Annotated in this window: 22 protein-coding genes; 10 read left to right on the plus strand and 12 right to left on the minus strand. The window is 65.7% G+C overall.

What is annotated here, in order from left to right; all coding sequences use genetic code 11:
• Positions 1 to 285: 285 nt before the first annotated feature.
• Positions 286 to 2,952, minus strand: a complete 2,667-nt coding sequence (locus XI04_RS17985) for a glycosyltransferase (RefSeq protein ID WP_271610114.1) — start codon at positions 2,950 to 2,952, stop codon at positions 286 to 288.
• A gap of 217 nt (positions 2,953 to 3,169) precedes the next feature.
• Positions 3,170 to 3,760, minus strand: a complete 591-nt coding sequence (locus tag XI04_RS17990) for a hypothetical protein (protein WP_028144541.1) — start codon at positions 3,758 to 3,760, stop codon at positions 3,170 to 3,172.
• Between the two features lie 368 nt (positions 3,761 to 4,128).
• On the opposite strand from XI04_RS17990, the gene XI04_RS17995 reads away from it, so the two are divergent.
• Positions 4,129 to 5,688 carry a glycoside hydrolase family 17 protein gene (locus XI04_RS17995; RefSeq protein WP_271610115.1) on the plus strand — a complete coding sequence of 520 codons (1,560 nt, stop codon included), beginning with the start codon at positions 4,129 to 4,131 and terminating at the stop codon, positions 5,686 to 5,688.
• On the opposite strand, the gene XI04_RS18000 is transcribed toward XI04_RS17995, so the two are convergent.
• From XI04_RS18000 to XI04_RS18020, 5 genes are all read right to left on the minus strand, one after another.
• Positions 5,648 to 6,028 (minus strand): hypothetical protein, encoded by a 381-nt coding sequence (locus XI04_RS18000; RefSeq protein WP_028144543.1) that lies wholly within the window; start codon positions 6,026 to 6,028, stop codon positions 5,648 to 5,650. The genes XI04_RS17995 and XI04_RS18000 overlap by 41 nt on opposite strands.
• A 91-nt stretch (positions 6,029 to 6,119) precedes the next feature.
• Positions 6,120 to 6,275 carry a hypothetical protein gene (locus XI04_RS18005; protein ID WP_161966444.1) on the minus strand — a complete coding sequence of 52 codons (156 nt, stop codon included), beginning with the start codon at positions 6,273 to 6,275 and terminating at the stop codon, positions 6,120 to 6,122.
• A 76-nt stretch (positions 6,276 to 6,351) separates the two neighbouring features.
• Positions 6,352 to 6,792, minus strand: a complete 441-nt coding sequence (locus tag XI04_RS18010) for an MgtC/SapB family protein (protein WP_018317958.1) — start codon at positions 6,790 to 6,792, stop codon at positions 6,352 to 6,354.
• A gap of 232 nt (positions 6,793 to 7,024) precedes the next feature.
• On the minus strand, positions 7,025 to 7,282 hold the full coding sequence (locus tag XI04_RS18015; protein ID WP_028144544.1) for a hypothetical protein: 258 nt from the start codon (positions 7,280 to 7,282) through the stop codon (positions 7,025 to 7,027).
• A 177-nt stretch (positions 7,283 to 7,459) separates the two neighbouring features.
• The gene (locus tag XI04_RS18020) at positions 7,460 to 8,851 is read right to left on the minus strand and encodes a hypothetical protein (protein WP_028144545.1); all 1,392 of its coding nucleotides are present in this window, start codon (positions 8,849 to 8,851) and stop codon (positions 7,460 to 7,462) included.
• Between the two features lie 174 nt (positions 8,852 to 9,025).
• Here XI04_RS18020 and glmU point away from each other — a divergent pair, with 174 nt between their 5' ends.
• A complete protein-coding gene (gene glmU / locus XI04_RS18025; protein ID WP_271610116.1) occupies positions 9,026 to 10,381 on the plus strand; it encodes a bifunctional UDP-N-acetylglucosamine diphosphorylase/glucosamine-1-phosphate N-acetyltransferase GlmU in 1,356 nt (451 codons plus the stop codon).
• A 154-nt stretch (positions 10,382 to 10,535) separates the two neighbouring features.
• On the opposite strand, the gene XI04_RS18030 is transcribed toward glmU, so the two are convergent.
• Positions 10,536 to 10,754, minus strand: a complete 219-nt coding sequence (locus tag XI04_RS18030; RefSeq protein WP_038970382.1) for a hypothetical protein — start codon at positions 10,752 to 10,754, stop codon at positions 10,536 to 10,538.
• Positions 10,755 to 10,975: 221 nt separating this feature from the next.
• Between XI04_RS18030 and glmS the strand changes: the two genes are divergently transcribed.
• The 3 genes from glmS (at position 10,976) to XI04_RS18045 (ending at position 14,619) form a co-directional block, all read left to right on the plus strand.
• A complete protein-coding gene (gene glmS, locus XI04_RS18035; protein ID WP_271610117.1) occupies positions 10,976 to 12,802 on the plus strand; it encodes a glutamine--fructose-6-phosphate transaminase (isomerizing) in 1,827 nt (608 codons plus the stop codon).
• Positions 12,803 to 12,886: 84 nt separating this feature from the next.
• Positions 12,887 to 13,657, plus strand: coding sequence for a DUF502 domain-containing protein (locus XI04_RS18040; RefSeq protein WP_028144549.1), 771 nt, complete (start codon positions 12,887 to 12,889; stop codon positions 13,655 to 13,657).
• Positions 13,658 to 13,761: 104 nt separating this feature from the next.
• Positions 13,762 to 14,619 carry an NAD(P)-dependent oxidoreductase gene (locus tag XI04_RS18045; RefSeq protein WP_271610128.1) on the plus strand — a complete coding sequence of 286 codons (858 nt, stop codon included), beginning with the start codon at positions 13,762 to 13,764 and terminating at the stop codon, positions 14,617 to 14,619.
• A 97-nt stretch (positions 14,620 to 14,716) separates the two neighbouring features.
• Here XI04_RS18045 and recG read toward each other — a convergent pair whose 3' ends face one another.
• Positions 14,717 to 16,825 carry an ATP-dependent DNA helicase RecG gene (gene recG, locus XI04_RS18050; RefSeq protein WP_271610118.1) on the minus strand — a complete coding sequence of 703 codons (2,109 nt, stop codon included), beginning with the start codon at positions 16,823 to 16,825 and terminating at the stop codon, positions 14,717 to 14,719.
• A gap of 184 nt (positions 16,826 to 17,009) precedes the next feature.
• Here recG and XI04_RS18055 point away from each other — a divergent pair, with 184 nt between their 5' ends.
• The 4 genes from XI04_RS18055 to XI04_RS18070 all read left to right on the plus strand — a co-directional run bounded on the left by XI04_RS18055 (position 17,010) and on the right by XI04_RS18070 (position 21,886).
• Positions 17,010 to 17,300 carry an FAD assembly factor SdhE gene (locus tag XI04_RS18055; RefSeq protein WP_028144552.1) on the plus strand — a complete coding sequence of 97 codons (291 nt, stop codon included), beginning with the start codon at positions 17,010 to 17,012 and terminating at the stop codon, positions 17,298 to 17,300.
• Positions 17,297 to 20,815 carry a transcription-repair coupling factor gene (gene mfd, locus XI04_RS18060; protein WP_152102924.1) on the plus strand — a complete coding sequence of 1,173 codons (3,519 nt, stop codon included), beginning with the start codon at positions 17,297 to 17,299 and terminating at the stop codon, positions 20,813 to 20,815. The genes XI04_RS18055 and mfd overlap by 4 nt, the downstream gene beginning before the upstream one ends.
• 250 nt (positions 20,816 to 21,065) lie before the next feature.
• Positions 21,066 to 21,275 (plus strand): cold-shock protein, encoded by a 210-nt coding sequence (locus XI04_RS18065; protein ID WP_028144554.1) that lies wholly within the window; start codon positions 21,066 to 21,068, stop codon positions 21,273 to 21,275.
• 374 nt (positions 21,276 to 21,649) lie between these two features.
• Positions 21,650 to 21,886 carry a hypothetical protein gene (locus XI04_RS18070; RefSeq protein WP_038949101.1) on the plus strand — a complete coding sequence of 79 codons (237 nt, stop codon included), beginning with the start codon at positions 21,650 to 21,652 and terminating at the stop codon, positions 21,884 to 21,886.
• A gap of 24 nt (positions 21,887 to 21,910) precedes the next feature.
• Here XI04_RS18070 and XI04_RS18075 read toward each other — a convergent pair whose 3' ends face one another.
• The 3 genes from XI04_RS18075 to XI04_RS18085 form a co-directional block, all read right to left on the minus strand.
• Complete coding sequence (locus XI04_RS18075) at positions 21,911 to 23,134, minus strand: GGDEF domain-containing protein (protein WP_152102925.1); 1,224 nt, start codon at positions 23,132 to 23,134, stop codon at positions 21,911 to 21,913.
• A gap of 86 nt (positions 23,135 to 23,220) precedes the next feature.
• Positions 23,221 to 24,723 (minus strand): class I adenylate-forming enzyme family protein, encoded by a 1,503-nt coding sequence (locus XI04_RS18080; protein ID WP_028144557.1) that lies wholly within the window; start codon positions 24,721 to 24,723, stop codon positions 23,221 to 23,223.
• A 4-nt stretch (positions 24,724 to 24,727) separates the two neighbouring features.
• Positions 24,728 to 26,512, minus strand: a complete 1,785-nt coding sequence (locus XI04_RS18085; protein ID WP_271610119.1) for an extracellular solute-binding protein — start codon at positions 26,510 to 26,512, stop codon at positions 24,728 to 24,730.
• On the opposite strand from XI04_RS18085, the gene XI04_RS18090 reads away from it, so the two are divergent.
• Complete coding sequence (locus XI04_RS18090) at positions 26,414 to 26,749, plus strand: hypothetical protein (protein ID WP_271596257.1); 336 nt, start codon at positions 26,414 to 26,416, stop codon at positions 26,747 to 26,749. The two genes, XI04_RS18085 and XI04_RS18090, sit on opposite strands and share 99 nt — an antisense overlap.
• Positions 26,750 to 26,807 lie beyond the last annotated feature (58 nt).

Genomic DNA, 26,807 nt, shown 5'->3' on the forward strand with positions numbered 1-26,807 from the left:
GTGGTCGGACATTCGAGAAGCATGTCTTGCCGCTGCGCTCAAGCTGGCGTCGCGGGGAAAAACCGGCTGTTTCCGGATCATGCTTTCGGCCCGCGCTGTGTAGGGGGATGGGGCGCTGAGGTCAATAGCTTGGGTGGTTGCCGAAAGACGCGGCAGGGGCGGGGATTTGCTCGCGGTTTCCGCCGCTTAAGGCGGAAAGCTCAACCCGAATTGGCGGGCCGTCATCCACGCCGAAGACCACGAGTCTTTTAATCACGAGGTCCAAAGGCTATCGCGGAGCCTCAATCACTGGGTTTCCCGCCGCACCTCGTTCGGCACCGGCTGCGGCGTGCCGGGGGCCGGCAGCGCGACCGGACGCAGGCCGATCAGCTCGGCGGTACGGATCGCGCTGTCGCGCCAGAACTGGAACGAGTTGATGCGGCTGAGCTCGAGGATGGCGATGGCGACCGCGGCCAGGAACGGCAGGCTTTGCAGCACCAGCACGCCGGCGAAGATGTAGATTTCGGTGATCTGGCGGTAGCTGTTGGTGGCGATCAGCACGCCCGCGCCGATCAGGAGCAGGGTGCCGATCACGGCCTCCCAGAACGCCTGGAACTCGATCGACATCCGGGACAGGCCGCCCTTGGAGGTGCGGGCAAAGGCGATGTGCTCGGTGATGAGGCCCTGCGCCACCGCGCGCGAGACCGTCCATTGCACGCTCATCGCCGCGATCATGGCGCCGAGCATCTGTCCGGGCTTGATGGCGACGCGGGCGCGGTACATCGACAGGAAGTGCGCCAGCGAGACGATGAAGGCGCCGATGATCGGCAGCGTCAGGATCTTGTCGGGAATGGCGATGTCGGCGAAGGCGACGATCGGCACCCAGACGAGGTTGAGCAGCGCCACGACCACGCCGAGGCTTTCCGCGCCGAGCCAGTTCAGCCAGCCCAGGCCATATTCGCGCTTCTGGTCGGGCGTCAGCCGGCTCTTGCCGGGCAGGAAATAGCGCCAGTGCTTCTTGACGATCTGGAGGCCGCCATAGGCCCAGCGGTGACGCTGCTTCTTGAAGGCCTCGTAGGTGTCGGGCAGGAGGCCCTGGCCGTAGCGGTGGTTGGTGTAGTGGGTGGTCCAGCCGAGCTCCTGGATCGCAAGGCCGAGATCTGAATCCTCGCAGATCGTGTCGGACGACCAGCCGCCGGCCATGTCCATCGCCGCGCGGCGGATCAGGCACATCGTGCCGTGCACGATGATGGCGTTGGCCTCGTTGCGCTGGACCATGCCGATGTCGAAGAAGCCGGCATATTCGCCGTTCATGATGTAGTGCATGATCGACAGATCGCCGTCGCGATGCTCCTGCGGCGCCTGCACGAGGCCGACACGCGCATCGGCGAAGGCAGGCACGAGGTCCTTCAGCCAGTCGGGATCGACGGCATAGTCGGCGTCGAGGATGCCGATGATCTCGGCATCGGCGGCGGTGCGCTCCATCGCAATCCGAAGAGCGCCGGCCTTGAAGCCCTGCACCTTCTCGGCGTTGATGAACTTGAAGCGTTCACCGAGCGCGCGGCAATGGTCCTGGATCGGCTGCCAGAACGCGGGATCCGGCGTGTTGTTGATGATGACCACGCATTCGTAGTTCGGATAGTTCAGCCGCGACAGCGCATCCAGCGTCTGCTTGAGCATCTCGACCGGCTCGAAATAAGCGGGGATGTGGATCGAGACCTTTGGGCAGTAATTCTCGGGAACGTTCTCGACCGGCTTGCCCTTGCTGAGCAGCCGCTGCGGCGACCGGCCGAAGGCGACGGCTGCGATCTCGTCGATGCGCGCCATCGCAATGAGGACGAGCGGCACAAGCAGGATCATGCCGAGCGTCAGCGCGAAGGCCGAGCCGAAGAGGAAGTAGTGGCTGTTCCAGAAGGCGAACACTGTGGCGACCCAGGCGCCGACGCCGTTGGCGGTCGCCGACAGCAGGAAGGCCTGCTTCGCGGTTGGCTTTTCGATCCGCAGGATCGGCAGCGACAGCAGGATGCCGACCAGGAGGGCGATCGCCATCAGCTTCCAATAATCGGGATTCTCGACCGGACCGGTCCAGGCGAATTTCGGCTCGCGGCTGGCGTTGAGGATGCCCCAGTACGGACCGACGCCGCCTTCGAAGAATTTCCAGGGCTGATCGATGGCCTCGACGATGTTGTATTCCATGCCGATGGCTTCGGCGCGGCTGACGAAATTGCGCAGGATCAGGGCTTGCTGGAACGGACCCGGATCGGCGTTGCGCAAATTGTAGCCCTGGCTCGGCCAGCCGAACTCGGCGATCACGATGCGCTTGCCGGGGAACAGGTTGCGCAAGAGATTGTAGCGGTCGACGGCCTGGTCGACCGCCTGGTCGGAGCGGAAGTTTTCCCAATAGGGCAGCACGTGCGCGGCGATGAAATCGACGCTGGAGCCGAGGTCGGGATTGTCGCGCCAGATGTTCCAGATCTCGCCGGTGGTGACGGGCACGCGGACCGAGCCCTTCACCTTCTTGATCATGTCGATGAGGTCTTCGACCTTCTGCTCGCCGCGGTAGATCACCTCGTTGCCGACGACGACGCCGACGACGTTGCTGTTCTTGCGGGCGAGCTCGATGGCGGCCTTGATCTCGCGCTCGTTGCGATCCTTGTCCTTGTCGATCCAGGCGCCGACGGTGACCTTGAGGCCGAACTCGGCCGCGATCGGCGGCACCAGTTCCACGCCGCCGGTGGACGAATAGAGGCGGATCGCGCGCGTCATGGTCGACAGCGTCTTCAGGTCGGCGCGGATTTTCTCGACGGTCGGGATGTTGTCGATGTCGGGGTGGGCCGAGCCCTCGAACGGCGCGTAGGAGACGCTGGGCAACAGGCCCTTGAAGTCGGGCGCGGGTTCCTTGTCGCGCAAGACTCCCCATAGCCCTGCGTGAAGCGCAGACACGAGCAACAAAACGGCGGCGACAACGCGCATCGCGGCTAAACCAAAAGGGGCTGAGGGGGCAGGGAAGCGGATCCGCCCCCGAGATCCGACCAAGTCCGCGGCAAAGGGAGCATATCTCCGTCGCACGGTTTCACAACTGTCATGGCCTCATGTCCTTATGAGGGCATGGCCTTTTTCGAACGACGCGCGGCGGTGCCAACCGCGTCTATGGCCGATCGTTTCTGAACGACAGCTGAAACGATCGCGGCTATTTCTGGGGCGCCGGCGTCGGGCTTGCCGCGGGCGATGGGCTGGCGGCCGGCTGCGGCTGCGCATTGTTGGCCGCGGGAGCGGCCGGCTGTGCCGCTGCGGCCGCCGCCTGCTGCGGCTGGGCCGCCGGGTTGATCCAGCAGGCATGCACGCGGCTGTCCAGGGTCTCGGCGACCTTGGGATCGATCTGGCCGCCGAACCGGGTCAGGCAGCGGAAGGCCGCCTGGATGTGGCCGCCGGGGCAGCCGAAGCGGTCATAGAGGTCGAGATGGCGGAACGCGGTATCGAGGTCATCCCGCCACATCAGCCGCACCACGCGCCGGCCGAGCCAGACGCATTCGGGATTGCCGGCCGGGCCGCTGATGACCTGGGCCGCTTCGGCGAATTCGTCGGTGCGGCGCTGGTTCTGGGCCGCATCCTTGGCGGCGTCGGCGGGCTGGGCGGCGGCCTTGCCCTGGTCCGGCGCGGGCGTGCCGCTCTGGGCGGAAGCGCCACCGAGACCGGCGAGAACGAGAAGGCAGGAGACGGCCAAGGTGGCGGCGAACTGCCGCAGGACCGCATTTCGTGACTCGAACACCCGTTGCCGCATGAATTCCCCAATGTATCCGCTGGCCGTCCGCGTCAGGATCCCGCGGACGCGCCGGTGATGGCGTCCAAATGGGTCTCCAATGCGGCGGAAAAGTCTTTCCGAGTCCATGACCTGTATTTGGAATTTTGTCCAGCAAAGTCACGATGCTAGGCCCCGGTCGAACAGCCGCAGCCCCATTCCTTAAGGGCAGGCGCGGATCCTTGAGAGTGGATCGGCATTTGGACACCCGCTTGGGCACCCTCTTTGGACACCCCCTTGGCAGACGGCGTGCAAGCAGGTAATCGACGGACCCTTCGCGGAGGACGGAACCGATTTCACTTCGTACGCCACTGGCGCTTCTGCTCGTTTCACTGGGTGCGATTGCTGCCGTGTGGTGGTGGTTGGCGACGCCGATCACGCTCGCGCGCGCCCCGATCGATCCCGCCGAGAAGGTCCAATGCGTCTCCTACGCGCCGTTCCGCGGCGAGCAGACGCCGCTGAACGCGTGGACCCATATCGAGGCCGAGCAGATCGAGCAGGACCTGCGCCAGCTCAAGGAAATCACCGACTGCGTCCGCACCTATTCGTTGGAGAACGGGCTCGACCAGGTGCCGGCGATCGCCGCCAAGGTCGGCGGGCTGAAAGTGCTGCAGGGCATCTGGCTCTCCAGCAACCGAGCCAAGAATTTTGAGCAGGCCGCGCTCGCCATTCGTCTCACCAAGGAATTCCCCGCGATCATCACCGCCGTCATCGTCGGCAACGAGGTGCTGCTGCGCGGCGAGATGACGACGGCGGACCTCGTCTCGATCATCCGCCTGGTGAAGACGCAGGTCAGCGTGCCCGTCACCTATGCCGACGTCTGGGAATTCTGGCTGAAGAACCGCGAGGTCTATGACGCCGTCGACTTCGTCACCATTCACATCCTGCCCTATTGGGAGGATATGCCGGTGAAGGCGAAGTTCGCCTCCGCCCATGTCGAGGCGATCCGCGAGCGCATGGCGGTGGCGTTTCCGGGCAAGGAAATCCTGATCGGCGAGACCGGCTGGCCGAGCGAGGGGCGCATGCGCGACGGCGCGCTGCCCTCACGCACCAACCAGGCGCGGGTGGTCTCGGAAATCCTGGCTCTGGCGAAGGCGCAGAAGTTTCGCATCAATCTGATCGAGTCCTACGACCAGCCGTGGAAGCGCAAGCTGGAAGGCACCGTCGGCGGCTATTGGGGCCTGTACGACTCGGTGCGCCGCAGCTTGAAATATCCGCCGGGCGAGCCGATCAGCAATTTCCCGTACTGGAAATGGTACATGGGCGCCGGCATGGGCCTTTCCGTGCTGGTGTTCGCGGTTGCGCTCATCACGTTGCGCCGGCGGCCGTGGACGCCGCGCTTCTCGGCCTGGCTCGGCGTCGCCATCTCGGCGACGACGGCGGGCAGCCTGCTCGGGATCGGCGCCGACAAGCTTTATTATGAGAGCTACGGCATCGGCGGCTGGCTGCTCTGGGGCGCGCTGCTCGCGGGCGGTATCCTGTCGCCGATCTTCTGCGCGCAGGCGATGGTGATCGGCCGCAGCCTTCCGACCTTTCTCGATCTGCTCGGTCCGCGCGAGGGCCGAAAATGGTCGAAGCTCACCGCGGTGCTCGGCCTGACGCTCGCGGTGACGGCCGTGATCGCGGCCGCGACTGCGCTCGGTTTCGTTTTCGACCCGCGCTACAAGGATTTTCCCTACGCCGCTCTGACGATGGCGGTCGTGCCGTTCGCGCTGTTGATGCTGAACCGGCCGCAGATCGGCCAGCGTCCGATCGCGGAATCGGTGTTCGCGGGCGTGCTGGCGCTGTCGGCGGTGTTCGTGCTCTTCAACGAAGGCCGCGACAATTGGCAGTCGCTGTGGACCTGCACGATCTATCTGTTGTTCGCGCTCACGCTGTGGCGGGCGCGGGCCGAGCAAACCCAAGAATGAACAGGCCGATCGCCAGGCCCGACAGCACGACATTGTAGAGCACGATGCCGAGGCCGGCGGCGATGATGCCGACGGTGAGCAGCACGATCGACGGCCGCATCAGGTTCAGCGTCGCAACCACCAGCGCGACGATGCCGAACACCGAATTCTTGAACAGCACCGTCGAGACCGACCGCGCCTTGCAGATCATCGTCTGAAGCCCGGCGTCGCAGGTGAGAGCGACCTGCGACAGCTCGATCGCAAGGTAGCGCAGATAGAGCGCATAGCCGACGGACGCGAAACCGACGACGATCAGGAACTGCACCTGGTAGGGCGAGAGGCGGAAGGGCTTTTTTGTCATGGCGGCAATATGGTCGTGATGGCGCGGGCAGGCAACAGGGCAGGGGATGTTTCTGTTGATCCGGCTCGCCCACGACGTGCGCGAGGGGCCGTCAAAGCCGGCTTTGCGTCGCCCGATTCTGGTCCGCGAGCCGTCGCTCGTATTTCTCAGCCAATGCAAGCAGGCGTTTTCTGATGTAGGGGTCCGCCTGCTCGGCCAGCTCGCGGATCAACGCGAGTTGCTCCCGCAGAAACTTCGCGTCCGTCATCTCCGCTCCGAATCAAAATCCGTCGCGGATACTGCCGCCTTACGCGGACCTCTTCCCTATCATTTGGTATGTTTGCCTATTTCAATCCCAGCCGGCGCTCGACCCAGCCAAGAACGAACAGCACGAGCAGCGTGACGGCGATCGCTGCGGCGACCAGCAGCCAGGCTCCGAGCGCGCAGGCAATCCCGAGGCCCGCCGCAATCCAGACGGTTGCCGCGGTCGTGAGGCCGTGCACGGTCTTCGCCTTGGCGTCGTGCAGGATGACGCCCGCGCCGATGAAGCCGACACCGGTCAGCACGCCGGCAACGACGCCCTGAATGACCCGGGAGATCGCATCGGGGTGGTCACGCAGATTCTGGAACTCGATCACGGAGATCGAGACCAGCGCGGAGCCCAGAGCGACAAGCGCCAGGGTGCGCATTCCGACCGGCTTGTCGTTCATGTCGCGGTCGATGCCGATCAGCAGCCCTGTTCCCGCCGCGACGAGAAGCCTCAGCACATCATCCAGTTCGTTCATCGAAGCTCGTGCGTTTCGGGAGACGGACGCTTGGCGTGCGCCCGGCAGATCGGGACTAAACGCCAACTTGGTGAGAAAGAGCCGCTGAGATCCAAGCGTCCGATGGTCGCATGCCCGCGCAACTCTGAGCGATCATCGGCGATCAGGCAGCGCGAGCCGCCGTTCGACAAGGCGATGGCGCCGACCAGCCTGGTCGACGCCATCTGCCAGAGTAGAACGCGACCGCGCACCATCACTTCTTGCTGGTGTTCGAGCCCGTGGTGGTCTGCATCTTCTGTCCCGGCGCGCTCTCCGAGTGGCCCGGTCCCTTGGTGGTATTGGTCTGGTGACCAGGGGCGTATTCGGACGCGCCGGGTCCTGTCGAAGGCTTCTTTGTGTTGTGCATTTGCTGACCCGGCGCGTTGCTCGAGGCGCCCGGCGATTTCGTCGTTTGCGCAAGCGCCGGAGATGCCGCCAGAAGCGCGGCCGTTGCGATGATCAATGTCTTCACGTGGGTTTCTCCCGAGGTCATGGAGGCGGGCGCGCGTGATTTCTCACATCGGCCGCTCCGGTTCACGACCGGGACAACTTGGCAATTGACGGGTGGTTTCTCTTCTCGGACCGAAATTTAGGTTCATCGGCGCGCGCAAAAACACGCCGGCATTCACCGCCCGTTCAGGCGCAATGTTTATCGCCTGAAGAACGACGACAGCGTCGATCCCGCGGACGCAGACGCGGTCTCCGGCTTCGCCGGCGCGGGCTGCGCCGCAGGCGGGGGCGCGGGCTCTTCGCGCTTCGACGAGCGCTTGGAGGAGTAGCTGCGGCGGCGCTGCGGCTTCTCGGGCTTTGCACTCGGCGCGGGCGCGGTTTCGGCTTGCGGGACCGCGTCCTGGTTCTTCTCGGAGTTCTTCTCTTGAACTCTGTCCTGGGACTTCTCTTGTCCCTTCTCCGATCCGCCGCGCATCGAGAGGCGCTGGCCGTCGAAGACGGTGGTCTCGCAGTGACGATCGTTCTCCGCGAGGCTCGCGCAGAATTTTGCGGCGGCGGCGGCGTTGACCAGCGGACCGGCACCCAGGCGAAGCTGCATGCCGAGGCCGGTGTTGCCTTCCTTGATCATGATGATCGGTCGCAGTGCTGCGATTTCCGGATTGGTTTTGCTCAGGCCGCGCCAGAGCGCGCGCAGGCCGTCGATCGAATTGGCGCCGCCGAGGTCGATCGCGAAACGCGTCTGCTGGACCGCGATGGCGGGGGATTCGTTCTCGGCTGCCTCAGGTGCCTTCGCGGCTGTCGCGACGACTTCGGTCGGGGCGGGCGCCGGCTCGACTTTCTTCTCGGCGGCCTTCTCGTTTGTCTCGGGCTGAATCAATTTCGACGCGGCTGGATCGGGCGGCGCCATGATCGACTTGGACGGCACCAGCGGTATGGTCGGCAGCGCCGAAGTCGCTGCCAGCGGCTGCTGCACGAGCGAGGCGGCGGCGGCAGTCTGCGGTGGCAGGCTCGACGGCTCCTTTGCAACTTCCTTGAGCGTATCCTTGACCGTGACCGTATCCTTGGGCGTGTCCTTGGGCGTGTCCTTGGCGGCCTCGGTGCGGGGCTTGTCGCCGGCGGAGGCGGGGGTCGAAGCGACCGGCGCGACGCTGGGCGCCGTCGGCGTGGCATCCTGCGGCTTGCCGGGCTGCGGTGGTGCGGTGGGTTGCTTGGCGATGGCGCCGGTGACGGAATCGAGCCCTTGCTCGACCACGGTGACACGGGAATAGAGCCGGTCGCGATCCGTGTTCAGCGTCTCGATGGCGGCCGCAAGCCGGCGGGCCTCGTTCTGGCTCTCCTTGGCCAGCGCCTGGAGCCGCTCTGCCTGGCGCGCGAGATCGGCGGACGCAACCTGGTCGCGCCGCCAGCCGAGTTGGGCCTGATTGGCCATCACCGCGATGACGACGGCGCCTACGGCTGCCACACCCCAGGAGCCCAGCCGCCACATCATGCGGCGGTCGAACGCGCTTTCCTCGGCCACAAGTCCGGAGAACAGCCCGCCGGTCTCCTTGGTGCCGAAGGCATCCGCCAGTGGGTCGGAATCCTTTGCCATGAACGTTAAGTGCCCAGCCCTGTCCGGCTTCCCCGAATCAATCAGGGAACATTAACAGGAAAAGCGTGTCGCACTTGAATTCCGGGCGTTTGCGGGGGTAGCAAGGCAAGAGCTTTTGAGGGTGGTTGCCCGCCCGTCGCGCCAATTGATTCGGCCGTATCTGACAGGATTTCGATGACCGCCCGTTCCAGCCTCACGATCGTGCTCGCCGCCGGCGAAGGCACGCGCATGCGATCGAGCCTGCCGAAAGTGCTGCATCCGGTAGCCCACCAGACCTTGCTCGCTCACGTGCTCGCCGCGGCACCCCAGGGAACCGGCACCTCGCTCGCGGTCGTGATTGGCCCCGATCACCAGGCCGTCGCGGATGAGGCAAAGCGCATCCGCCCCGACGCGCTCACCTTCGTGCAGGCCGAGCGGCTCGGCACCGCGCATGCGGTGCTGGCGGCGCGCGAGGCGATCGGGCGCGGCGTGGACGATCTCCTTGTTGCCTTCGGCGATACGCCGCTGATCTCGGCCGAGACCTTTGCACGGCTGCGCGCGCCGCTCGCCAGCGGCGCCGCGATCGCCGCGCTCGGCTTTCGCGCCGCCGATCCCACCGGCTATGGCCGCTTCATCGTCGAGGGCGAACGTCTGGTCGCGATCCGCGAGCAGGCCGATGCCAGCGCAGAGGAGCGCAAGATCGATCTGTGCAATGCCGGCGTGATGGCGATCGACGGTCGCCGGGCGCTCGAAATCCTCGGGCAAATCGGCAATGCGAATTCAAAGGGCGAGTATTATCTGACCGACGCGGTCGAAATCGTCCGCAAGCAGGGATGGGAGTCCGTGGTGATCGAGACCAGCGAGGATGAAGTGCGCGGCATCAACACCAAGGCGCAGCTTGCGGAAGCCGAAGCCGTGATGCAGGCGCGCTTGCGGAAAGCGGCGATGGAGGCCGGCGTCACGCTGATCGCGCCCGAGACCGTTTATCTGTCCGCCGACACATTGTTCGGCAAGGACGTGACGATCGAGCCTTTCGTGGTGATCGGCCCCGGCGTGTCAATTGCCGACGGCACCGTGATCCACTCGTTCTCGCACATCGTGCAGACCACGCTCGGCAAGAACGTTTCGATCGGCCCCTATGCGCGCTTGAGGCCCGGCACCTCGCTCGGCGACGGCGCGCGCATCGGCAATTTCGTGGAGACCAAGGCGGCGACACTGGAGGCCGGCGTCAAGGTCAATCATCTCTCCTACATCGGTGACGCCACCGTCGGCGTCAATTCCAACATCGGCGCCGGCACCATCACCTGCAACTACGATGGCTTCAAGAAACACAAGACAATCATCGGGCAGGGCGCCTTCGTCGGCACCAATTCCTCGCTGGTCGCCCCGGTCAAAATCGGCAATGGCGCCTATATCGGCTCGGGCTCGGTGATCACCCGCGACGTGCCTGACGATGCGATGGCACTGGAGCGCAACCAGCAGACCATCCGCGAAGGCGGCGCTGCGCGCTATCGCGAGCTGAAGACGGGCGGCAAGAAACCGGAGAAATAGGCACTATTCTGTTGTGTCGCAGCACACGCCGCCCTCATCCTGAGGGCCCGCTGGAAGCGGGCGTCTCGAAGGAGGGCCGCGGGCGAGATGCGGGGGCTTCATGGCTCGAGACGCGCTTTGCGCTCCTCACCATGAGGGTCTTCGTCCGTAGGCGCTATTCGTCGTCGGCGAATTCGGAGAAGATCGCGCGGGTCAGGCGCCAGCCGCGCGGCTTGGCGCGTTTGGCCGGCTCGCCTTCAGCGTGCTTCAGGAAGACCGGCTTGCTTTCCTTGCCGCGCTGGGGCGGCGGCCAATGCGCCAAATGCGTGCCCGTGGTCTCGCTGGCACGCAAGTACATCGATGACAGACCTTTGCGGTCGGACGAGCCTTTCATGGCTTTGCTCTCCTGCACCGGAATCGTTGGTCAAACATATTGACAACAAGTTAACGTGCGCTGTCTAAGGCCGGCCAATTCGACGCAGGCGAAGCTCAGGTTGCGGTCCATGCTGTCTCAATCCGCAATAATTATTGAGTATATGGTTCCCTGGGATTTTCGCTAAAAACCGGGCGCGTCGTTTAGGCGATTTTTCGACGATTTGGGGGATAGTGATCCGCATGTGCGGGATTGTCGGCATTCTCGGGCGCGAGCCGGTTGCAGAGCAGCTGGTGGATTCGCTCAAACGTCTTGAATATCGCGGCTATGACTCGGCGGGCGTCGCCACGCTCGAAGGCAAGCACATCGAGCGCCGTCGCGCCGAGGGCAAGCTGAAGAACCTGGAGAAGCGGCTGGAAGCCGAGCCGCTCCAGGGCACCACCGGCATCGGCCATACCCGCTGGGCCACCCACGGCAAGCCCACCGTCAACAACGCCCATCCGCACGCGACCGAGCGCGTCGCCGTGGTCCACAACGGCATCATCGAGAATTTCCGCGAGCTGCGCGAGGAGCTCGAGAAGAAGGGCACGGTGTTCCACACCGAGACCGACACCGAGATCGTGCTGCACCTGGTCGACGATTTGCTCACGCGCGGCAACAAGCCGGTCGAAGCCGTCAAGCTGGCGCTGGGGCGACTCCGCGGCGCCTTCGCGCTCGGCTTCATCTTCGCCGGCGACGGCGACCTGATGATCGGCGCCCGCAACGGGCCGCCGCTGGCGATCGGCTATGGCGACGGCGAGATGTATCTCGGCTCGGACGCCATCGCGCTCGGCCCGTTCACCGACACGATCAGCTATCTCGAAGATGGCGACTGGGTCGTGTTGACGCGCAAGAGCGCGTCGATTTTCGACAAGGACGGCAATGCCGTCCAGCGCGACAAGATCAAGCATGCCGCCTCGACTTCGCTCGTCGACAAGGCGAACTATCGCCACTTCATGGCGAAGGAGATCCACGAGCAGCCGGAAGTGGTCGGCCACACGCTGGCGCGATACGTCGACATGGCGACCGAGCGCGTCGCGCTGCCGGTCAAGCTCCCCTTCGACTTCAAGAACATCCAGCGCATCAACATCACGGCCTGCGGCACCGCGAGCTATGCCGGCTACGTCGCAAAATACTGGTTCGAGCGCTTTGCGCGCGTGCCGGTCGAGGTCGATGTCGCCTCCGAATTCCGCTACCGCGAGGCGCCCTTGCGCAAGGGCGATCTCGCCATCTTCATCTCGCAGTCGGGCGAGACCGCCGACACGCTTGCGGCACTGCGCTATGCCAAGGCCGAGGGCGTGCATACGGTCGCCGTCGTCAACGTGCCGACCTCGACGATCGCGCGCGAGAGCGAGACCGTGCTGCAGACGCTCGCGGGCCCCGAGATCGGCGTCGCCTCGACCAAGGCCTTCACCTGTCAGCTCATGGTGCTCGCAAACCTCGCGATCGCGGCCGGCAAGGCGCGCGGCGAATTGTCCGACGAGGATGAGACCAAGCTGGTCCATGGCCTCGTCGAGGTCCCGCGCCGGATGGCGGATGCGCTCACCACCGAGCTGCAGATCGAAAAGCTCGCGCACAGGATCGCCAAGTCGCGCGACGTGCTCTATCTCGGCCGCGGCACCAGCTTCCCGCTTGCGCTCGAAGGCGCGCTGAAGCTGAAGGAGATCTCCTACATCCACGCCGAGGGGTATGCTGCCGGCGAGCTCAAGCACGGGCCGATCGCGCTGATCGACGAGACGATGCCTGTCGTCGTCATCGCGCCTTACGACCGGGTGTTCGAAAAGACGGTCTCCAACATGCAGGAGGTCGCCGCGCGCGGCGGCAACATCATCCTGATGACGGACGCGAAGGGTGCGGAAGAGGCGACCGTGGAGTCCCTCGTCACCATCGTCATGCCCGACATGGCGGCGGCCTTCACCCCGATGGTCTATGCCGTTCCCGTGCAGCTGCTCGCCTATCACACGGCTGTCGTCATGGGGACCGACGTCGACCAGCCTCGCAACCTCGCGAAATCGGTGACCGTGGAATAGGCAGAAGGGATATCAGTCGGTCGCGGACTTCCAAAACCTGCTAGAAGACCCTAGCTTGTGTGCTGCGACCGACCTGGAACCCGAATGACCCCCCGCGACGACGCGCCTGCGCCTCTTGATCCCCTCCCGGAACCGCATACCGGCCTGATGGGCCGCTTCCGCAACTATTTTCTGACTGGCCTCGTGGTGACGGGCCCAATCGCCATCACCCTGTATCTGGTCTGGTGGTTCGTGACCTGGGTCGACGGCGTGGTGCGGCCGTTCGTGCCGCTGGCCTACCGGCCCGAAACCTATTTGCCGTACGTCATTCCCGGCTGGGGATTGGTCGTCGCATTTTTCACGCTGACGCTGGTCGGATTCCTCGCCGCCAACCTGATCGGCCGGACGCTGGTCGATGTCGGCGAGACCTTCCTCGGCCGGATCCCGGCCGTGCGCGCCATCTATCGCGGCCTGAAGCAGGTGTTCGAGACGCTGTTCTCGGGCAAGGGCTCGAGCTTCCGCAAAGTCGGGCTGGTCGAGTTTCCCTCGCCAGGCATGTGGTCGATCGTGCTGATCTCGCAATCGCCGAATGAAGAGGTCGCGCGCAGCCTGCCGGGGCAGGAGGAGCATGTCTCCGTGTTCCTGCCGTGCTCGCCGAACCCGACCACCGGATTCTTCTTCTACGTGCCCAAGAGCAAGATCGTCGAAGTCGACATGAGCACCGAAGACGCCGCGACCTTGATCATGTCGGCCGGCGTGGTGCAGCCGGGCTCGGCACCCGATCCGAAAAAGGCCGCCGCGCTCGCGGGCATGGCGAATGCCGCGCGCATCGCCAACGCCTCGGCGCTTCGGCCCGAGCCTGCGAAGGTGGAGTAGGGCCATTCCCTTGCGGGATGGCCGCAGTCACGCGCGCGTTCGCATCCTCTGATATCCTCCGGTTCACCTGAGCGCCTCGCTCGGAATTCGATCCGGAGTACATGATGTCCAAGACCATTGCGATCCTCGCGCCCGGCGCCATGGGCAGCGCCGTCGCCCGCCGCCTCAGTGAGCACGGCGCGCGCGTGCTGACGTCTTTGGAAGGGCGGAGCGAGGCGACGCGGAAACGCGCGGCGGATGCCGGCATGGTCGGCGCCGATGACAATCAAATTGCGAGCGCCGACATCATCCTCTCGATCGTGCCGCCGGGCGAAGCCGTCGCGGTGGCTGAGCGGCTGGCCGCGCTGATCGTCAGGCGCGAGAAGAAGCCGGTCGTCGTCGATTGCAATGCGGTCAACGTCGACACGGTGCAAAGGATCGAGGAGATCATCGGCTCGGCGCAGGCGCCGTTCGTCGATGGCGGCATCATCGGCTTTCCGCCGCAGCCCGGCGGCAAGAGCCCGGCCTTCTACATGTCCGGCGAATACGCCAAGGAGGTCGCGGTGCTGAAGGATTTCGGCCTCGACGTGCGCATCGTCGAGGGCCCGGTCGGCGCCGCGTCGGCTTTGAAAATGTCCTATGCCGGCATCGTCAAGGGCCTCGCCGGCATCGGCTCGGCGATGGTGGTCGCGGCGACGAAAGCGGGCGCTGCGGACGCGTTGCGTGACGAACTGGCGCTGAGCCAGCCCGCGATCCTGGCGCGGCTCGAGGTCGCGCTGCCGGACATGATCCCGAAAGCGTATCGCTGGGTCGCGGAGATGCGGGAGATTTCCGGATTCCTCGGCCCGGATCATCCGGCCAGCCAGATCTATGAGGGCTTTGCGAGATGGTTCGAGCATCTCGCCGAGGATGCAAATGGTGAGGCGGCGGATGCCGCGCTGATGAAGGCGTTCGCTGCGGGGATCACACAGAAGAAAGCCTAGTCGCTCCCGCGAGCCGGTTTGCTTCAGATGTAAAGGTCTCTCTCCACACGAGGGGGAGTCTCCGCGAGTCCCTTTGCGACGATCTTTGCGGAAGCCCTCAGCCCGCGCCGATCAGCGGGATCGCCTCGTCGCGCTCATACAGATACAGCAGGCACCGCAGCGCCTCGCCACGCTCGCCCTTCAGCTTTGGATCGTCCTTGAGGATGCGCAGTGCCTCGTCGCGCGCCTGGGTGATGAGCTGGCCGTGGACCTCCGAGCGCGCGATGCGGTAGCCGGGCAGGCCGCTCTGGCGCACGCCAAGCACGTCGCCTTCGCCGCGCAGCTTCAGATCCTCCTCGGCGATACGAAAGCCGTCGGTGGTCTCCCGGATCACCTTCAGCCGCGCCTTCGACATCTCGCCGAGCGGCTCGGAGTAGAGCAGCAGGCAGGTCGAGGCCTCCGAGCCGCGTCCGATCCGGCCGCGCAGCTGGTGCAGCTGGGCGAGGCCGAACCGTTCGGCGTTCTCGATCACCATGATGGTCGCCGCCGGCACATCGACGCCGACCTCGACCACGGTGGTCGCGACCAGAAGGCCGATCTCGTGGGCGGCGAACTGGCCCATCACGCGGTCCTTCTCGGCGCCCTTCATCTGCCCGTGGACGAGGCCGACGCGCTCGCCGAACCGCTTCTGCAGGCCTTCGAAACGTTTGGTCGCGTTGGTGAGGTGCTCGGTGCCTTCGGCCTCGGATTCCTCGACCAGCGGGCAGATCCAGTAGACCAGCTTGCCCGCCTGCAGCGCGCGGCCGATGCTATCAGTGACCTCGGCGAGGCGGCTGCTCGAGATGGTGCGGGTTTCGATCGGCTGGCGGCCGGCGGGCTTTTCGCGCAGCTCGGAAATGTCCATGTCGCCGAAATAGGTCAGCACCAGCGTGCGCGGGATCGGCGTCGCGCTCAGCACCAGCACGTCGACGGCCTCGCCCTTGGACGTCAGCGCGAGCCGTTCGCGCACGCCAAAGCGGTGCTGCTCGTCGACGATCGCGAGGGCAAGATCGTGGAAGATCACATCGTCCTGGATCAGCGCATGGGTGCCGACCAGGAGGTCGATCTCGCCGGCTTCGAGCTGCGCGATGATCTCACGCCGCTCCTTGCCCTTTTCGCGGCCGGTGAGGATCGCAACCCGCATGCCGGCGCGCTCGGCGAGCGGGGCGATGGTCTTGATGTGCTGGCGCGCCAGGATTTCGGTCGGTGCCATCAGCGCGGCCTGCTTGCCGACCTCCGTGACGGCCGCGGCCGCGAGCAGCGCGACCACGGTCTTGCCGGAGCCGACGTCGCCCTGGAGCAGGCGCAACATGCGCACGGGCTGTTGCAGATCGCTGGCGATCGCCGCGGCCGCGTCACGCTGGGACAGCGTCAATGCATAGGGCAGGGCGTCGATGATCTTGTTGCGCAAGTGCCCGTCACCGGAATTGCGCACGCCGGCGGGCCGGCGCAATTGCGCGCGGATCAAGGCGAGCGCGAGCTGGCCGGCCAGGAGCTCGTCAAAGGCGAGTCGCGACCAGAACGGCTGATCGGGCAGGATGTCCGTGAGCTCGACCGGCTGGTGCACACGGTTGAGCGCCTCGGTGATCGCAGGAAGATTGCAGCGGCGCATCACCTCCGGGCTGATCCACTCCGGCAAAGCCGGCAGCTTCTGCAGCGCCTGCGCGATCGCGCGGCGGAGTGAGCCGAGCGCGAGGCCCTCCGTCAGCGGATAGACCGGGTCGATGCCGGAGAGCTTTGCGATCGCCTCCTCGTCCAGCACGCGGTCGGGATGCACCATTTGCGGGATGCCGTCGTACATCTGCAGCGTGCCGGAGACGTAGCGCTTCTCCCCCATTGGCAGCAGTTTTTCGACATAGCCGGGCTTGGCGCGGAAGAAGGTCAGCACGACGTCGCCGGTGTCGTCGCTGGCATAGACGAGATAGGGTGCGCGCGCGTTGCGCGGTGGAGGCGGGCGGTGGCGGTCGACGGTGACCTCCAGCGTCACCATGGTTCCGACCGCGGCGTCGCGGATCTTCGGCCGGGCGCGGCGGTCGATGACCTGGCTCGGCAGATGCAGCAGCAGGTCGACCAGCCGCGGCGTCTCGCTGCGGCTGAGCAAATATTGCAGCAGCTTGTCCTGCTTCGGACCGACGCCGGGCAGGCTGGTCACGGGAGCAAACAGCGGATTGAGCAGGCTGGGGCGCATGGATGCGAATCTAGGATCGTTTCGGCCCGTCATGCCCGGCTTTATGCCGGGCATCCACGGCTTTTTTCGCGGCCGCACCCGGGCGGCAGGCTTGCCAAATCGAGGGCTGACACGGCCACCCCGAATGGCTATATCAGCCCCGCCCGGCACGTCCGGGCTTTCTGCGTTTGACTGGATTTGAGACATGACGGGAACGACACGATCGAGCAGCGGGCTGGACGACCGCCGCAAGCGGCTTTTGTTCCGCTGCTGGCACCGCGGCACGCGCGAGATGGACCTGATCCTCGGCCGCTTTGCGGATGCCGAGATCGGCAATCTGTCGGACGCCGAGCTGACCGAGCTCGAGACCTTGCTCGAGGTCAACGATCCCGATCTCTATGCCGCCATCACCGGCGACAAGGTGCTGCCGGCTGATGTCACCGGCGCGCTGTTTGCCCGCATCAAGGCCTATCCGATCGCGGACCGCGACGCATGAAGCAGGGAATGAAATCTCCGGCCGAGCTGCTTGCGCCCGGCCGTGTGCTGACGCTTGCCAATGTCGCGGAAGGCGCCGAAGGCCTGGTCGTCTCCGATCTCGCCCGCGCCATCGCGGCGCGGCCGAAGAAGCCGGCCGTCAGCCTTGCCGTGGTCTGCCGCGACGGTCCGCGCATGCAGCAGCTCGAACGCGCGCTGCAGTTCTTCGCGCCCGATCTGCCGGTGCTCCAGTTCCCGGCCTGGGACTGCCAGCCCTATGACCGCGTCTCGCCGCATGGCGGCATTTTGGCACAACGCCTGACCACGCTGGCGCGGCTGGCCTCGCTCACCGGCAGCGACAAGCCGCTGATCGTGCTGACCACGGTGAATGCGATCGTGCAGCGCGTGCCGGCGCGTGAACTCGTCGCGGCGCAGGCGCTGTCGGTGGCACCCGGCAACGTCGTGCCGATGGACACCATCGTCGCCTGGCTCGAGCACAACGGTTACAACCGTTCCTCGACCGTGCGTGAGCCCGGTGAATATGCCGTGCGCGGCGGCATCCTCGATCTGTTTCCGGCCGGCCTCGAGCAGCCGGTGCGCTTCGACTTCTTCGGCGACAGCCTGGAATCGATCCGCTCCTTCGACGCCGAGACCCAGCGCACGCTGCTCGACATGCGCTCGCTCGACCTCGTGCCGATCTCGGAATTCCAGCTCGTCACCGACACCATCCGCCGTTTCCGCATGGGCTATGTCGCCGAGTTCGGCGCGCCCGAGCGCGACGATGCGCTGTATGAAGCCGTCAGCGAAGGCCGCCGCCATCCCGGCATGGAGCACTGGCTGCCGCTGTTCCAGGACCGGATGGACACGCTGTTCGATTATCTGCAAGGCGCGCCCATCGCGATCGAGCCGCAGGCCGAGGACGCCGTCCGCGAGCGATTCAAGCAGATCCAGGACTATTACGAGGCCCGCCGCGATGCCATGGAGCATCCCGCCGGCGGCGCCATCTACAAGCCGCTGCCGCCGGACCGGCTCTATCTGACCAGCGAGGAATGGACCAGGCGCGAGAGCGACATGCCGCTGCTGCGGTTGACGCAGTTCTCGGTTCCTGCCGACGGGACCAGTGTCATCGACGCCGGTGCCCGCAAGGGCCGCGATTTCGCGCCGGAGCGCAACGACAACACGGTCAACGTGTTCGAGTCCGTCGTCAGCCACGTCATGGCGCTGCACGCCCAGCGCAAGAAGGTCGTGATCGCGCTCTGGAGCGAGGGCTCACGCGACCGCATGAATTCGATGCTGCGCGACCACAAGCTGGCCCACACCACCAGCGTCAACAGCTGGCGGACGGTGCAGGCCACCCCGCGCAACGAGACCATGCTGGCCGTGCTCGGCCTCGAAAGCGGTTTCGAGACCGATGAGATCGCGCTCATCAGCGAGCAGGACATCCTTGGCGATCGCCTGGTGCGGCCGCGCAAGGCCAGCCGCAAGCTCGACAATTTCATCTCGGAGATCACGAGCCTTGCCGCGGGCGACATCGTCGTCCACGTCGACCACGGCATCGGCCGCTTCGTCGGCCTCCAGACCCTCGACGTCGCCGGCGCGCCGCACGACTGTCTCGAGCTGCATTATGCCGCCGAGACAAAGCTGTTCCTGCCGGTCGAGAACATCGAGCTGCTGTCGCGCTACGGCTCCGACCAGACCACGGTCGAGCTCGATCGCCTCGGCGGCGGCGGCTGGCAGACCCGAAAAGCAAAACTCAAGAACCGCATCCGCGAGATCGCGGGCGAATTGATCAAGATCGCCGCCGCGCGCCATTTGCACGAGGCGCCCAAGCTGCCGGTGCAACCGGGCCTGTACGACGAGTTCTGCGCGCGCTTCCCGTATGACGAGACTGAGGACCAGCTAGGGGCGATCGAATCCACGCTGAAGGATCTCGAACTCGGCCGTCCCATGGACCGGCTGATCTGCGGCGACGTCGGCTTCGGCAAGACCGAGGTGGCGTTGCGCGCGGCCTTTGCCGTCGCGCTCGAAGGCAAGCAGGTCGCCGTGGTGGTGCCGACCACGCTGCTCGCGCGCCAGCACGCGAAGACCTTCACCGAGCGCTTCAAGGGCTTTCCGGTCAACGTGGCGCAGGCCTCGCGCCTGGTCGCGACCAAGGAGCTCAATTTGGTCAAGAAGGGCATCGCCGACGGTTCGGTCGACATCGTCGTCGGCACTCATGCACTGCTCGGCAAGGCCATCAAGTTCCGCGACCTCGGCCTCGTCATCGTCGACGAGGAGCAGCATTTTGGCGTGACCCACAAGGAGCGGCTGAAGGCGCTGCGCTCCGAGGTGCACGTGCTGACGCTGTCGGCAACCCCGATTCCGCGCACGCTGCAGCTGGCGCTGACCGGGGTTCGCGAGCTCTCGATCATCGCATCGCCCCCGGTCGATCGCCTCGCGGTGCGCACCTTCGTCGCTCCGCATGATCCGCTGATGATCCGCGAGGCGCTGCTGCGCGAGCGTTATCGCGGCGGGCAGGCGTTCTACGTGGTGCCGCGCATCGACGACCTCGCCGAGGTCAAGGATTTCCTCGACAAGAACGTGCCGGAGATGAAGGTCGCGGTCGCGCACGGGCAGATGCCGCCTGCTGTGATCGAAGACATCATGACCGCGTTCTACGACGGCAAGTTCGACATCCTGCTGTCGACCACGATCGTCGAGTCCGGCCTCGACATCCCCAACGCCAACACGCTGATCGTGCACCGCGCCGACATGTTCGGCCTCGCCCAGCTCTATCAGCTGCGCGGCCGCGTCGGCCGCTCCAAGCTGCGTGCGTATGCGCTGTTCACGCTGCCGGCGCAGCAGAAGATCACCGCGCAGGCCGAGCGCCGGCTCACGGTGCTGCAATCGCTGGAGACGCTGGGCGCAGGCTTCCAGCTCGCCTCGCACGACCTCGACATCCGCGGCGCCGGCAATCTGCTCGGCGAGGAGCAGTCCGGCCACATCAAGGAGGTCGGCTTCGAGCTCTATCAGTCGATGCTGGAGGAGGCGATCGTCAACCTCAAGGCCGGCGTCTCCGAGCCCGCCGCCGACCGCTGGTCGCCGTCGATCACCATCGGCATGCCCGTGCTCATTCCGGAGGATTATGTCGGCGATCTCTCGGTGCGGCTGTCGCTGTACCGGCGGCTCGCCGATCTCGACACCGAGGAGGAGATCGAGAATTTTGGCGCCGAGATGCGCGATCGCTTCGGCGTGCTGCCGGACGAGGTGCGCTACCTCTTCAAGGTCGCCGCGATCAAGGCGTTCTGCCGCCGCGCCAATGTCGGCAAGATCGATGCCGGCCCGAAGGGCGCCGTCATCGCCTTCCGCGACAATTCCTTCGCCCATCCCGATCGTCTGGTGAGCTTCATCCGCAGCTACGGCCAGGCCGCCAAGGTGCGGCCCGACATGAAGGTGGTGTTCCTGCAGGATTGGGAGACGCCGGAAGAGCGCCTCGTTGGGACGACGGAGATCATGCGCCAGCTGGCGCAGCTCGCGGAAAGCAAGAAGGCGGCGTGAGGCGCTGTGATATCTGCAGAGGCGATGCGGCTTGAATCGTTGCGCGGCCTCTGGATCCGAAGACAATGACGTATGGTCACTTGCGGAATGACCGAGCAGTATCTATATCCAAATCATCGAGTTTCGGCCGAACGACTTGGCCTCGCCGCTTTCAAGCGCGCCTGACTGACGACCCTCCCTCCAGATCTCGACGACATCGACCGCGCTTTTGAGCGTGGCCAAACGCTTATCTATCGTAAAGGACGACCCCATGACGACGGGAACTGTGAAGTGGTTTAACAGCCAAAAGGGTTTCGGATTCATTCAGCCCGACCAGGGCAGCCAGGATGTGTTCGTTCATATCAGCGCCGTTGAACGCGCCGGCATGAATACCCTCAACGAAGGGCAGAAGGTTTCATTCGAAATCGTTGCAGACCGCCGGACCGGCAAGTCTGCTGCTGAAGATCTGCGCGCCGCATAGGCTGTCGCAATCGACATGACGTTGCTTTGACCACGGATGTACTGGCAGAGCTTCGGATCTCTTGACCCGCGACGGTTCACCGGCCGCGGGTTTTTTGCACCGGTTACCGCCTGATCGCGAATGCGAATGGTGGCGTTTCGCGCGAAAATACCCATATAGACTTCATGACCAATTGGCAGAAGTCGACCACACGACAAGCACCCAAGACCAAGGCAGAGCTCCGCCTGATGCTGACCGAAGCGGTCCGCAATACGCAACCGAGCCTCGAGTCAGAGCGAAGATTGAAAGCCAGGAAGATCGCGGCCGGGACGGCTCGCGCCGATCCAGCCTCCGGGGTCGCCTTACCGGTTCGCTAAGCCGCGAGAAGGAGCAGCATGCGCAAGCTTCCCCAGCCCACCGAGCAAGAGCTTCGGGAGGGCCCTCAGGCGGTGTCCTTCCAGATCGCGAACGGGAACACGCGGCAGAGCTGTATTCTTCAAACAAATTTCCCGACCAAGGCGCAGGCGCAGAGATACCTTCTGGCGAACTGGCCGGCCGTCGAGAAGATGGCGCGCGACGCTCTCGCGATGGGGACCGTCGAGGACGGCCAGATCAAGCTCATGATGGTTTGAGCGATCGAGCCGTGCCGGCGGATGCTACGATGCCGCCCGCGACGCATCCGCCGACAGCCGCCCCAGCAGCGACCTTGCCGTATCCGAGGGCGACAGCGAATCCACGCTGACCACGGGCTCGCTGCGCATCTCGTGCTTGCCGTTGGAGGTGTGCCGCATCACCGCCGAGAGGCGGCGGGCGATCATGTGGGCGGTGCGGAAGTCGGTCTCCGCGAACACGACGATGACCGAGCCGTCCTTCTGCGCCGCGCCGAAATCCATCTGCCGCATCAGGCGGCTGAGGATCCGGGCGGCATCGAGCTGGGCGCGGGAATTGCCGGGGTCGAAGGCGAACCGCGCGACCGACAAACCACCGCCGCGGGCGAGCGTCTGCTCGACCGCCTTGGCAAAATCGCGGGCGAAGGCTTCAACCGTGAGCAGGCCGCTGCGCGGATCGAGCCAGCCGCCGGCATCGATCGAGCGGAGCGTGCGGCTCAATTGTGCTTCCATCGCATGCTGGCGGATCAGGGGCAGCGCATTGGCCGCGACGTTCGCCGGCTCGCCCGGGATCAGCTCGAGATTGGGCAGATCGTAGGTCTGTGTCAGCTGGTGCGCGGTGACGACGACGGGCAGGCTGCGGAAGCGGGAGTCCTCGGCGAGCACCGTTAGAAAGGCGTCGGTGACGCGCGCGGTAAAACCTTCGGCGAGCACGACGCCGTCGAGGTCACGGGTGTTGAGATGTTTCGCGGCGGCCTCGATCGAGAGCGCGCCGACGACGCCGGCACGTTCGCCGAGCGCGACGGAGAGCGCGGGATAGGCCGAGCCGCGGCCGATCAGGAGCACGGTGGCATCGCGGGCGGGATCGCCTTGCGGCAGCGCGACCTTCACTTCCGGCAGCCGGCGCAGCACCGTGGCATGCAGGGTGCGCACGCGCAGAGCGGCGCGAAGGCGCGCGATCAGGCGGTCGGAATTGCCGCCGCGCGAGGAGAACGGCAGGGCGTTGTGGGGCAGCGTGCCTGCAGCATCGAGGGCCACGAAAGGAAGGTAGAGCGACTGGTCGGCGATCTTCTTGGCGAGCGGCGCGATATGCGGCTCATGACCGCCGGACATCTGGGCGAGAACCGCGGCCGGCTGGACCTGCTCGACCGCGCGCGCTGCGCTGGCCCAGTCGGTGTCGACGACGGGAAAGAGCCGGGCCTCGTCCAGCGCCGCAATGAAGGGCGGCCGCTCGGCATTGGACACAAACAGGATCGGGCCTGCCTGGGACATTCGCAAAACTCTGATCACGCGACAGATGCCCCGCAATCTAGTTTGGCCGCCTTAATGCAGCGTCAACGTACCAGGCGAAACCGCGCCTAGCCGGGGCCGGAACGGTCGCGAAAAGCTTCGACCATCAGGGGGTTAAGCCCGAGCTCGCTGAGCGCTTCGCGGGCCCGGGTATTGTCCTGGGCGCGTCCGGCCAGCCGGTGGCCGGAAAGCCGGTCGGGCAGCGCGGTGAGCAAGGCGCCCTGGCCGAGCCGGCGAGCCCATTCCTGGAGGTCGTTGGAGAGGAAGCGGTAGCCGCCGACGGCCATGATGCCGGAGGGGGGCGCGGTGATGCAGATCGCGCCGCTCGGACGGTCGAGCCGGGCGGCGTAGCCGGTGTCGACATAATCGCGCGGCGGCTGCGCGATCAGCGTGTCGCCGACCGGCTGCGGCGGGGCATAGGCCGCGATCGGCACCATCGCGCCGCGGAGGCCGAGCGTGCCCTTCGGCGTCAGCAGGATCTCGCCCGCAATGGACGAGCCGGATTGCTCGCGCGGGGCGCCGTGCGGCCCGGGCATCACCGCAACGGGCATACCGTCCTCGCCGCGGCGGGCGCCGAACAGCCCGGCCTCGCCGAACAGGTAGACGTCGGTCAGCGGGGCATGGGGCGCGATCCAGGCATCGCTCGCCGCCACCTGCTCGGGCGCGCGCCACAGGCCGATGACATTGCGCAAGGTCGGCATCCGCGCCGCCAGGTCGGCATCGCCAAGACGCAGCGCGAGCTGCGCCGGCGCGATCAGCACCTCGCATTCATGCTCGTTGATCTGCTGCTCCAGCACCTCGTTCTCGAACGGATGATGCAGCGCCAGCGCGCCGCCGGAGAGCAGCCACACCGCGAGCGAGGAGGCGAGCCCTGCGAACGACATCGGCGTGAACGCCGCCATCACGGTCGCGCCCTGCCTGATGTCGGCTTCCAGCGACATCGCAAGCCCGCCGGCGATCAGGCTGAAATGCGGCCGCGGCACCGGGCGAAAGCCTTCGGCCGTGACGTCGAAGGAGATCATCGCCGCCTTGCGGCCGTCCTGAATCACGGCGCGCGTGGTGCCGGGCGGGCGGGCCAGCACCTCGTCAAGCGAAGCCATGCCTTCCGGTAGATCGGTGCCGAAGCCGCAGACGTGACGGATCGAGAAGGCTTCCGCGGCCGCATGCATCGCCAGATCGGCATAGCTGACGCCGTCGACCGTGCTCATGGTGACGATGGCGCGCGCCGCGGTGCGGTTCAGCGCGGCGGTCAGTTCCGCGTGCCGCCACAGCAGCGGCAGCACCGCGACGACGAGGCCGGCGCGATGGGCGGCGAGCACGGTGAGCACGAACTCGACCGTGGCAGGCAATTGGATCGCGATGACGGAATTGGCCGGCAGGCCTGATTCGACGAAATAAGCCGACAGCGCCTCGATGGCCGTGTCGGCTTCGGCATAGGTCATCCGCCGCGGCTGGTGCCCGGTCACGCGGGCCTTGTTGAGGGGATCAAGCAGGGCGGGCGCGTGCGGCTGCCGGATCAGCGTGCGCTGAAACAACGTGTCGAGCGTCGGCGATACGGCTGGCTGGTTCACGGCGTCACTTTGCTTGATGAGCTTGCGGCTGCCCCTTCGACCACCAGGTCTCCGGCAAATAGCCTGAGAGCGAGGTGGCCTTGGGCCGTTCTATCCGATTCCAGCGCGCGATCCATTGCTCGGATACGTTAAACAGGGGGATTGTGTAGAAGCCCGCGATCAGAGCGCGGTCGAGCGCCCGCACCGACGAGACGAAATCCGTATGTTCCCGGGCCTCGAGCAGGGCGGCGATCATGGCATCGATCGCCGGATCCCTGGCGCCCATGTAGTTGCGGGTCCCCGGATTGTCCGCGCCAGCGCTGCCCCAGTAGAAATATTGCTCGTTGCCGGGTGACAGCGACTGGTCCCAGCGGTTCTGGATCATGTCGAATTCGTAAGCGAGCCGGCGTTGATCGAACTGCACGGGGTCGACCGTTCGCACGCTCGGCTCGATGCCGGCGCGCTTGAGGTCGCGCTGGAAGGCGAGCGCGATGCGTTCCTGGTCGCGGGTCGTGACCAGGATCTCGAAGTTGAGGGGCGCCTTGGTCTTGCGATTGCGCAGCACGGTGCCGTCGAGCTCATAGCCGGCGTCCGACAACAGCTTCAGCGCGGCGCGCAGCGTGGTGCGGTCGCGTCCCGATCCGTCAGTCACCGGCAGACGGTAGCTGCCGTCCATGACATCGGGCCGAATTTGCGCGGCGAAGGGTTTGAGCAGCTCGCGCTCGCGCGCGTCCGCGGGCCGGCCATAGGCCGACAGGTCGGAGCCGGCGAAATAGCCGGCAACGCGCGAATAAAGCCCGAAAAAGTAATTGCGGTTGACCAGCTCGAAATCGAACAGAAGCGTCAGCGCCTGGCGGACGCGGATGTCGGCGAAGATTGGACGGCGGGTGTTGAACACCAGGAATTCGGAGGGTTGCGGCAGGCCCGGCTTGACGCTGTCGCGGATCACCTCGCCGCTTTTGGCGGCTGGAAAATCGTAGCCGTCGTGCCAGCGCAGCGGCTCGTGCTCGACGCGGAAATCATAGAGGCCGCGCTTGAAGGCTTCGAACTGGCCGTTGGCCTCGCGAAAATAGTCGAGCCGGATCTCGTCGAAATTGTAGAGCCCGCGGTTGATGGGCAGGTCGCGGCCCCAATAATCGGGATTGCGGGTGAGCGTCACGCTGGCCCCGGGCTTCACCGCCGTGACGCGATAGGGGCCTGAGCCAATCGGGCTCGCCAGCGTCGTCTCCTCGAAGGTCGCGACGTCGACGGCTTGCTTCGACAGGATCGGCATCAGGCCGAGGATCAGCGGCAGCTCGCGGTCGTTGGCGCCCGCGAGGTCGAAGCGGACGGTGAGGGGATCGGGCGCCTCGGCCTTGGCAACCTTGGCATAGTATTGCCGAAGGTTCGGACGACCGCGGTCGCGCAGGAGCTGCCAGGAGAACAGCACGTCTTCGGCCATGACCTGCTTGCCGTCGGAAAAACGGGCGCGCGGATCGAGACGGAACGTGACGAAGCTCCGCTCGTCGTCGGTTTCGACGCTCCTGGCGAGCAGGCCATAGAGCGTGAATGCCTCGTCATTGCCGCGCGCGAGCAGGCTCTCGACCACGTAGCCCCGCATCTGCTGCACGGCTAATCCCCTCACGATGAAGGGATTGAGGCTGTCGAAGGTGCCCAGAACACCCCAGGTCAAGCGGCCGCCCTTGGGGGCATCGGGATTGGCGTAGGGCATGTGGGTGAAATCGGCCGGCATGGCCGGCTTGCCGTGCATGGCGATGGCGTGGGCTTCCTCGCCCCGCGCGCTGCCAGCGCACAGCCCACCCGCGAGCATAGAGGCAAGGACGCAAAGGCGGAGACCGGGGCCCTCGAAAAGGCGCTGGAACTTGAACATCGGCACACGTTGATTCGAGGACCGGCTAGCCTCGAATCCTATCACAGGGAATTTCACCGGGCGCAGCCGCGGATGTGGCCAAAGACGGTTGTCGGCATTGATCTTTTCGTCGGCCACGTTAAGAAGGCGGGCAATCGCGCAAGAGCGCCGAGCCCGTCACTTATCTGCCTCAATTGACGGGAAGAGAGCCGCGCCCAAGGCGGCTTGGTTCGGCGCTTCGGAGCGGTTCGGGCGC

It is taken from the genome of Bradyrhizobium sp. CCBAU 11430, assembly GCF_028128855.1.
Lineage (GTDB): Bacteria > Pseudomonadota > Alphaproteobacteria > Rhizobiales > Xanthobacteraceae > Bradyrhizobium > Bradyrhizobium ottawaense.